The sequence below is a fragment of the Stenotrophomonas sp. 3diitr2024 genome (assembly GCF_042136455.1).
In the GTDB taxonomy this organism is placed as follows: Bacteria; Pseudomonadota; Gammaproteobacteria; order Xanthomonadales; family Xanthomonadaceae; genus Stenotrophomonas; species Stenotrophomonas sepilia.
The window spans coordinates 1-8461 of the sequence record NZ_JBHHMJ010000014.1 but is presented as its reverse complement, the minus strand read 5'-3'; the positions used below and the strand labels follow the sequence as shown (position 1 = coordinate 8461).

General features: G+C 67.2%; 7 protein-coding genes. 3 read left to right on the top strand and 4 right to left on the bottom strand.

Features of this window, described 5'->3' with window-relative positions; translation table 11 throughout:
• Window positions 1-64 precede the first annotated feature (64 nt).
• The 4 genes from ABGA94_RS00105 to ABGA94_RS00090 form a co-directional block, all read right to left on the bottom strand.
• Complete coding sequence (locus tag ABGA94_RS00105) at window positions 65-1222, bottom strand: lytic polysaccharide monooxygenase (protein WP_095378234.1); 1158 nt, start codon at window positions 1220-1222, stop codon at window positions 65-67.
• Between the two features lie 177 nt (window positions 1223-1399).
• Window positions 1400-2566, bottom strand: coding sequence for a lytic polysaccharide monooxygenase (locus tag ABGA94_RS00100; RefSeq protein ID WP_065177863.1), 1167 nt, complete (start codon window positions 2564-2566; stop codon window positions 1400-1402).
• Window positions 2567-2741: 175 nt separating this feature from the next.
• Window positions 2742-3911, bottom strand: a complete 1170-nt coding sequence (locus tag ABGA94_RS00095) for a lytic polysaccharide monooxygenase (RefSeq protein ID WP_375365953.1) — start codon at window positions 3909-3911, stop codon at window positions 2742-2744.
• Between the two features lie 233 nt (window positions 3912-4144).
• On the bottom strand, window positions 4145-4630 hold the full coding sequence (locus ABGA94_RS00090) for a DUF1203 domain-containing protein (protein WP_375365951.1): 486 nt from the start codon (window positions 4628-4630) through the stop codon (window positions 4145-4147).
• A gap of 296 nt (window positions 4631-4926) precedes the next feature.
• Between ABGA94_RS00090 and ABGA94_RS00085 the strand changes: the two genes are divergently transcribed.
• Genes ABGA94_RS00085 through ABGA94_RS00075 form a run of 3 tightly spaced genes read left to right on the top strand, consistent with a single transcriptional unit; the run spans window position 4927 to window position 8377 of the window.
• Complete coding sequence (locus tag ABGA94_RS00085; protein ID WP_171956215.1) at window positions 4927-6453, top strand: alpha/beta hydrolase; 1527 nt, start codon at window positions 4927-4929, stop codon at window positions 6451-6453.
• Complete coding sequence (locus ABGA94_RS00080; protein ID WP_005420209.1) at window positions 6450-7196, top strand: ATP-binding cassette domain-containing protein; 747 nt, start codon at window positions 6450-6452, stop codon at window positions 7194-7196. Before ABGA94_RS00085 ends, ABGA94_RS00080 begins: the two co-directional genes overlap by 4 nt.
• Window positions 7193-8377, top strand: coding sequence for an ABC transporter permease (locus tag ABGA94_RS00075; protein ID WP_053496786.1), 1185 nt, complete (start codon window positions 7193-7195; stop codon window positions 8375-8377). The genes ABGA94_RS00080 and ABGA94_RS00075 overlap by 4 nt, the downstream gene beginning before the upstream one ends.
• Window positions 8378-8461 lie beyond the last annotated feature (84 nt).

Below are 8461 nucleotides of genomic sequence, written 5' to 3'. Positions count from 1 at the left end.
CGGCCGCTGGCCGGCACCCCCCCGCAAACCGGAGGCGGCACCACGCCGCCCCCGGTGCCCGGCCTCAGTACGCGATCCAGGCGTCACGCCAGGCAGAGCCGGTGCCCGGGCGGTAGGGTTCGGCATTGACGTTGCACCACGCGCCCTCCGGGAACGGGCGGCAGGCGTAGAATTTGCCGTCGGCGCCCTTGACCACGGTTTCGCCCGGCGTGTAGCTGCCGATACCGTCCGGATACACGAAGTCATAGTCGCCCGGTGGCGGATCGACCGGATCCGGCAGCTGCGTGTCGAGCTGGAAGCGATGGCCCGGCTTCAGGTAGACGCGGTTCTCGGTGGCCGAGGCGATGGGAGTGATGATTCCGTTCTTCAGCACGCCCACCCGGGCATGCTGGGCAGAAGCGTTGACCTGGTGGGCCAGCGCCAGCGGCCATTGCGTGGCGGAGGTCTGCCCGGTGGCGAGGGTGATCTTCGGGCTTTCCAGGTCATTGCCGTTGGCGTTGAACACGCGCAGGGTCAGGGTGGTACCGGTCTCCAGGTCACCCCGCGCGGTGATGGCCCCAGCGTCCTCCCACTCTGGTGGCGGAATGATGTCACCGCCTTCGAAACGTACGTCGGCACAGGTATAGAACGCTTCCTTCGAATCCGAGCGTTGCCAGGTGTTGTAGATGATGTGCTGGCCAGTACGCTTGGGCAGTGGGCAATCGAGTCGGTAGATGCCGTTGGCATCCTCGTCCACGTGACCCAGCGAGCAGAACTGCTCCAGATCGTCCCAACGCAGCGGGCTGCCCGGTTGCCAACCTTCGCGGGTTACATAGAAGACCCAGTCTCGGGTCTTGTGCGGAGCCGATGCGAGGTACTCAAAGGTGTAGCGACCGCGGGCATCGGCGCGGATCGGGCTGGTCGACCAGTCCGTGCGATTGAGGTTCATGCCGCGGTACTTTGCATTGCCGCCGCTGCACAGTTCGCCATCAGGCACGACCTGGCGATGGTTGCCGTCAGCCTCGGCCTGGTTGATGCCGGCCCAGTCGTAGAAGGGCTGCGCGCCACCGATGGCCTTGGCTGCCGCACAGGCCGCATTGGTCGGATTCTCGGGGTTGGCCTGACGGCAGGCGTAGATGCGGCTGATCGGCTTGGAAAGGGTGCCGTGGGCCTGGGCCTCCTGTGAGGCGAAGAGAGCTGCGCACAGGGAGGCAGCAACTGCTGCAAGTAGGTGGGCTTGCATCGATGACGTCCTTTGACGCGTGGAAGACCCGCCGAGTTTCCACGCAGCATAGAGCGTCCTCCATTCAACGGTTCCTAAAAAAACGAGGCTGGGAACCCATCGCCTTTTTCCATGCGACCGCCATCGCAAGAAGCGTCATGCAGGAGGGGTGGCACCGAAGTGCCACCCCCGTCGAGTTCAGTACGCGATCCAGGCATCACGCCAGGCAAAGCCGGTGCCCGGGCGATAGGCATCGGCGTTGATGTTGCACCACGCACCTTCCGGGAACGGACGGCAGGCGTACAGCTTGCCGTCGGTGCCCTTCACCACGGTCTCGCCAGGCTTGTAGCTGCCGAGGCCGGCCGGATACACGAAGTCGAAATCGCCACCCGGCGGATCGACCGGATCAACCGGGCCCGGAATCTGGGTTTCCAGTTCAAAGCGGTTGCCTGGCTTCAGGTAGACGCGGTTCTCGGTGGCGGACGCCACCGGCGTGATCACGCCGTTCTTCATCACGCCGACGCGGGCGTGCTGGGCACTGCCGTTGACCTTGCGGGCCAGCGCCATCGGCCACTGTGCCGGAGCGGTCTGGCCAGCAGCCAGGGTGATTTCCGGGCGCTCCAGATCGTTGCCGTTGGCATTGAACACGCGCAGGGTCAGCGTGGTGCCTGCCTCCAGCGCACCGCGGGCGGTGACCGGGCCGGCATCCTGCCACTGCGGCGGCGGAATCACGCCATTGCCGCCTTCGAATCGCACGTCCATGCAGGTGTAGAACGCTTCACCCGAATCCGAACGCTGCCAGGTGTTGTAGATGATGTGCTGGCCACTGCGCTTGGGCAGCGGGCAATCCAGCTTGTAGGTCTTGCCATCCACCGGCACGTTGCCCAGGGTGCAGAACTCCTGCAGGTCGGCCCAGCGCAGCGGGCTGCCCGGCTGCCAGCCCTCACGGGTGACATAGAACTTCCACTCGCGGGTGGCATGCGGGGCCGGGGCATAGAATTCGAAGGTGTAGCGGCCACGCGCGTCGGCGCGGATCGGCGTGGTCGGCCAGTCCGTGCGGTTCAGGTCGAGCCCGCGGTACTTGGGAATGCTGGCACTGCACAGCTCGCCGTCGCGCACCAGTTCACGATGGTTGCCATTGGCATTGCCGTGCGCAATCGCGCTCCAGTCGTAGAACGGCTGCGCGCCGCCAATGGCCTTGGCGGCGGCGCAGGCCGGGTTGGTCGGGTTTTCCGGATTGCCCTCGTGGCACTGCTTCACGCGGCTGAGCGGCTTGGTCATGGTGCCGTGGGCGAAGGCGCTGCCGGACAGGGCCAGGCCGGCAACGACGGACAGTGCGAGGACTGCCCGGTGGGACAGGTGCATGCAGAGACTCCTTTGCGAGGTATGGGAAACCCCATGAAGTCTTCACATGCAGACAGGCCGGCAATATCGGACAAGTTTGATTTCAGTGGCTGTCGTGCCTGATCTGCAGCACGCTGCTCAAAGCACTGCGGCTCAGGCAGAAGGCGGCGCGATGCGCACCGCCTTCTACAACGGGTCAGTAGGGCACCCAAGCATCGCGCCATGCACTGCCCATACCGGGGCGATATGCCTCGGCATTGACGTTGCACCACGCCCCTTCCGGGAACGGGCGGCAGGCGTACAGCTTGCCGTCGGTGCCCTTTACCACGGTCTGGCCGGGGACGTAGCTGCCAATGCCTGCGGGGTACACGTGGTCGAAATCACCGCCCGGCGACGGCGTGCCCGCGTCGGGCACCCGGGTGTCGAGCTGGAAGCGGTTGCCGTCCTTCAGGTACACCCGGTTGTCGGTGGCCGAGGCCGCCGGCGTGATCACGCCGTTGCTGAGCACGCCCACGCGTGCGTGCTGCGCACTGGCATTGACCGTGCGTGCCAGCACCAGCGGCCACTGTGCGGCGGCAGTCTGGCCGCTGGCCAGCGTGGCTTCCACGCGTTCGACATCATTGCCGTTGGCATTGAACACGCGCAGCGCCAACGTGGTGCCGACCGGCAGCTCGCCGCGCGCGGTGACCGGGCCGGCATCCTGCCACTGCGTTGCCGGTGCCGTTCCGCCGCCGCCCTGGAAACGCACATCCATGCAGGTATAGAACGCCTCGGTCGAATCCGAGCGCTGCCAGGTGTTGTAGATCACATGCTGGCCGGTGCGCTGCGGCAACGTGCATTGCAGCTTGTAGGTGCCATCGGCCGACAGCGGTGTATTGCCCAGCGTGCAGAACTCCTGCAGGTCGGCCCAGCGCAGCGGGCTGCCCGGCTGCCAGCCTTCGCGGGTGACGAAGAAGCGCCAGTCACGGGTGGCGTGCGGCGCGGTTGCCTTGAACACGAAGGTGAACCTGCCATTGGCATCGGGCTGGATCGGCGTGGTCTGCCAGTCACTTCGGTTCACGTCCAGGCCGCGGAAGGTCGGGTTGTTGCCGCTGCACAGCTTGCCGTCGGGCACCACGGCCTGGTGGTTGCCGTTGGCATTGGCCTGGTTGATGCCGTTCCAGTCGTAGAACGCCTGCGAACCGCCGATGGCCTTGGCGGCGGCACAGGCCGGGTTGGTCGGGTTCTCGGGGTTGCCCTGGAAACAGGCGTAGACACGGCTGACCGGCGTGGTCATGGTGCCGTGGGCGAACGCGTTGCCGGCCAGGCACAGGCCCGCAGCCACGAACGAGGTAGCCAGCAGCAGCGGTGTGGATCGGAATGACATGGCGCATCCTTGTGGTCGTCGAAAGGGAACGGTGACCGCAGGCGCTGCGCTGCGCAGTGGACTTCCGGCGGCACCACGGCGAGTATCGAGTTGCGATGCAGGCGACGGAACCCTCGCAGTGCCGATCCGTGACTGCGCATGTGAAGCCCTTCCCGCAGGCTTCACGCAGGGCTGAACGGATGCGCTGGACGTCACGTGACCGGCGTGGCATCGATCACGTCATGGAGATCGCGCTACGCAGTCTCGGTACCCACCCGATCTGCCTGGCACGAGAAACAGCCATGCGCCGCATTGTGCAGCTGGACGAACGCCACCGACGGGTCGGCAAACAGTGCATCCAGGTGGTCGGTCACCTCGGTGCCCGCACAGACCTGGGCACCGCACATCAGCGCGGCGTGGTCATAGGCACGCATCGATATCATCCGGCGCTGCACATACGGGGACACCTCGCCTGGCGGCAGGACGCAACGGGTCACGCCGCGCTGCACGAAGATCGGGCCGGCGGCGCGATACGGTGAATGCAGCGGCAGGTGGACGTGGGACAGCAGAAGCAGCTCGCTGCCAGGCGCGGGATCGCTCAGGCTGATCCGGCAGGGATGGCCGCCGTTGGCGCCGGCCCAGCGACGCTGGATGCCGAGCGCGGCGAGCGCGCTGTCACTCATCTCGAACAGGTGCAGGAAGGGGCGATGGTCGATGCCACCGAGGTACCACGTGTGCATGAGCGTCTCCTGGGTCTGCGGCGGATTCTGCGCGTGCGCCGGCAGCCGTGCTCGCCGTTTTCAGACCCCGCATCGCCGCCGGGCCGGTGCACTGGCCCACGGGGCGCTGCGGGCCGCCGCCGATGCCGCCCTGTGCCGGCCAAGGCCGAGAGGCGGGACCGCCTGGTCTGCGCGCCGTTGGCTGCGGATTCGTCATTGCCCATCGCCGTCGGCGCGCTGCCCGTGTAAGTTGGGTCACATCTTCCGCGGCAGCCCGTCGTGGTCGACAGGAACGTCCTCCAGGGGAAACGAGCACGATGCAAAGACACCACCTCGCGCTGGCCGGGATGCTGGCCAGCCTGATGCTTGCCGGGTGCAGCCAGCCGCCGCCGGCCGACGCCGGAAGCGCCAGCGATGCACCCAGCCGCCGCTTCGGCACGATCGACTTCCAGCCCTGCACACTGTCCACCGAGGGTGCCAGCGCCAACGTGGAGGCGCAGTGCGCCACCCTGCAGGTGCCGGAGGACCGGGCCCAGCCTGACGGTCGCCGGATCGGCCTGCGTGTCGCCTGGCTGGAATCGGGCAGCAGCGGCGCCAGCCAGCCCGACCCGGTGTTCTTCCTGGCCGGCGGCCCCGGCCAAGCGGCCAGCGAGGTGGCGGTCATCGTCGATACTGCACTGCGCCAGGTGCGCAAGCAGCGCGACGTATTCCTGATCGACCAGCGCGGCACCGGCGGCTCCAACCCGCTCAGCTGCCTGGGCGCGGACGGCAAGCCGCTGCAGGTGGACGAGGATGCCGCGCCTTCCGAGGCATCGCTGCGCGATTACGCCCAGCGCTGCGCCGCATCGCTGCAGGGGCGTGCCGATGCGCGCTTCTACACCACCACCGAGGCGATCGCCGATCTGGATGCGGTGCGTGCGGCGCTCGGTGTGGACCAGCTCAACCTGGTTGGCGGCTCCTACGGTACCCGCGTGGCCCAGCGCTATGCCGGGGCCTATCCGCAGCACACCCGCAGCATCGTCATCGATGGCGTGGTACCGAACGAGCTGGTGGTCGGTGGCGACTTCGCGACCACCTTCGAGGATGCGATCGCCCTGCAGTCGGCGCAGTGCCGCAAGGATGCTGCGTGCAGCAAGCGTTTCCCGACCGATACCCGCGCGCAGCTGCGCAGCGTGGTCGACACCCTGCGCCGTGCACCGGTCTCGGTCGAGTATCGCGACCCGGGTACCAACGCACCCCGGCAGGATGTCCTGACCCCGGACAGCGTGGTCGGCCTGGCCTTCGCCTTCTCCTACGTGCCGCAGTATTCCTCGCTGCTGCCACTGGTGCTGGATGAAGCCGCACACGGGCGCTATGCCCCGTTGGCATCGCTGGCGCGCGGCGCGAACCGCAGCATGGATTTCCAGATCAACCGCGGCATGCAGTGGTCGGTGATCTGCAGCGAGGATGCGCCGCGCTACCACGCGCCGGCCGAGGATCCCGAGCGGCTGTTCGGCAACGAAGTGGCCAGTGCGTTCTTCGCGGCCTGCCCGGTGTGGCCGCACCGTCCGGCGCCGGCAACCGATGCCGTGCCGCTGCGCAGCGACGTGCCGGCACTGCTGCTGTCTGGTGAGCTGGACCCGGTGACGCCGCCGCGTTACGCCGCACAGGTGCTCAAGGGCCTGCCCAACGGCCGTGCGCTGGTCGCCCGTGGCCAGGGCCATGGCACATTGACCGCCGGCTGCATGCCGCGGCTGCTCGGCCAGTTCATCGACAAGACCGATGCCAAGGCGCTGGATGCCGGCTGCCTGGACACGCTGAGCTACGTGCCGGCGTTCACCTCGTTCAACGGATGGGAACCATGATCGTCGCCGACAACCTGCACAAGGCCTTCGATACCCGCACGGGCCGCATCCAGGCGGTCGCCAACGTCGGCTTCCGCGCCGGGGATGGGCTGATCACCGGCCTGCTCGGCCCCAATGGTGCCGGCAAGACCACCACCATGCGCATGCTGTACACACTGATGACGCCCGACCAGGGCAGCATCACTGTCGATGGCATCGATGCCGCCCTCAATCCGGTGGAGGTGCGCCGCCACCTGGGCGTGCTGCCCGATGCGCGTGGCGTCTACAAGCGCCTGACCGCGCGCGAGAACATCGCCTACTTCGGCGAACTGCATGGCCTGTCTGCCGAGCGCATCCGCGAACGCATCGAGGTGCTGTCGCACGCGCTGGACATGGGGGACATCCTCGACCGGCAGACCGATGGCTTCTCGCAGGGCCAGCGCACCAAGACCGCGATTGCCCGCGCGCTGGTGCACGACCCGCGCAACGTCATCCTCGACGAACCGACCAACGGCCTGGATGTGATGACCACGCGCGCGTTGCGCCGCTTCCTGCTGGGCCTGCGCGAAGAGGGGCGCTGCGTGATCCTGTCCAGCCACATCATGCAGGAGGTGGGCGCGTTGTGTGACCACATCGTGATCATCGCCAAGGGCACGGTGATGGCTGCCGGCAGCGCCGACGAGCTGCGTGCGCAGGCCGGCGAAGCCAATCTTGAGGACGCGTTCGTGAAACTGATCGGCAGCGAAGAGGGCCTGCACGCATGAGCATGATGTCGACCCTGATGACGGTGATGCGCAAGGAACTGCGCGACCTGTCGCGTGACCGCCGCACGCTGCTGCTGACCCTGCTGTTCGGGCCGCTGCTGTACCCGGTGCTGCTGCTGGGCATGGGCAAGCTGGCCGAGAGCCGGGTACGCACCCAGATCGAAGAGCCGTTGCAGATCCCGACCATCGGCGCCGAGAACGCGCCGAACCTGGTGCGCTTCCTCGCCGCACAGGGCCTCAATGCCGCACCGGCACCGAAGGACCTGGCCGAGGCCATCCGCACCCAGGACATCGATGTGGCGCTGCGCATCAGCGATGATTTCGGCAAGGACTGGGCCGAGGGCAAGCCGGCGCTGGTGGAGGTGATCAAGGACAGCACGCGTCGCGCGGCTGAAGTACCCAGTGCGCGCCTGGAGGCGGCGCTGGCCACCTACAACGGCCAGGTCGGTGCACTGCGCCTGATGGCGCGTGGCATCGACGCACAGGTGGCACGCCCGCTGGACGTGGCGCGCCAGGACCTGGCCAGTGCCGAGGCCAAGCGCGGCATGATCCTGTCGATGCTGCTGCCGGTATTGCTGACGCTGACCTCGTTCATCGGGGGCGCCTACCTGGTGATGGACGCCACCGCCGGCGAGCGCGAGCGGCAGTCGCTGGAACCCCTGCTGGCCACGCCGGGCTCGCGCAGCGCGATCGTCAGCGGCAAGATCGCCGCCGCCTGCGTGGTCGGTTTCGTGTCGCTGCTGCTGACCCTGGTCGCGTTCAAGGTGAGCGCGCAGATCGCACCCGGCAACATCGGCCGCCAGTTCAACATGAACGTCGGCTCGATGCTGCAGATGTTGCTGGTGATGCTGCCGATGCTGCTGATCGGCACCTCGCTTCTGACCTTCCTGTCGGCCGCAGCCAAGAGCATGAAGGAAGCGCAAAGCCACATGACCTGGCTGATGCTGCTGCCGATGCTGCCTGGCTATGCACTGGTAGCCTATCCGCTGAAGAGCGAGCTGTGGCAGTACGCCGTGCCGTTCCTGTCGCAGAACCAGATGCTGCTGAAAGTGATCCGCCACGAGATCATCACCCCGGCGGTCTGGGCGATCTACCTCGGCGCCAGCCTCGGCCTCGCCGCCGTGCTGTGGTTCGCCGCCGTGCGCCGCTATCACAACGAGCGCCTGGCGATCTCTGGCTGACCAAAAAGGGGACGGAGGGGATTAAGTCGTTTCTGCCTCTCCCGTCCCCTCCTTGCGCGGACGTCCTCGTCCGCGCATCTTCTT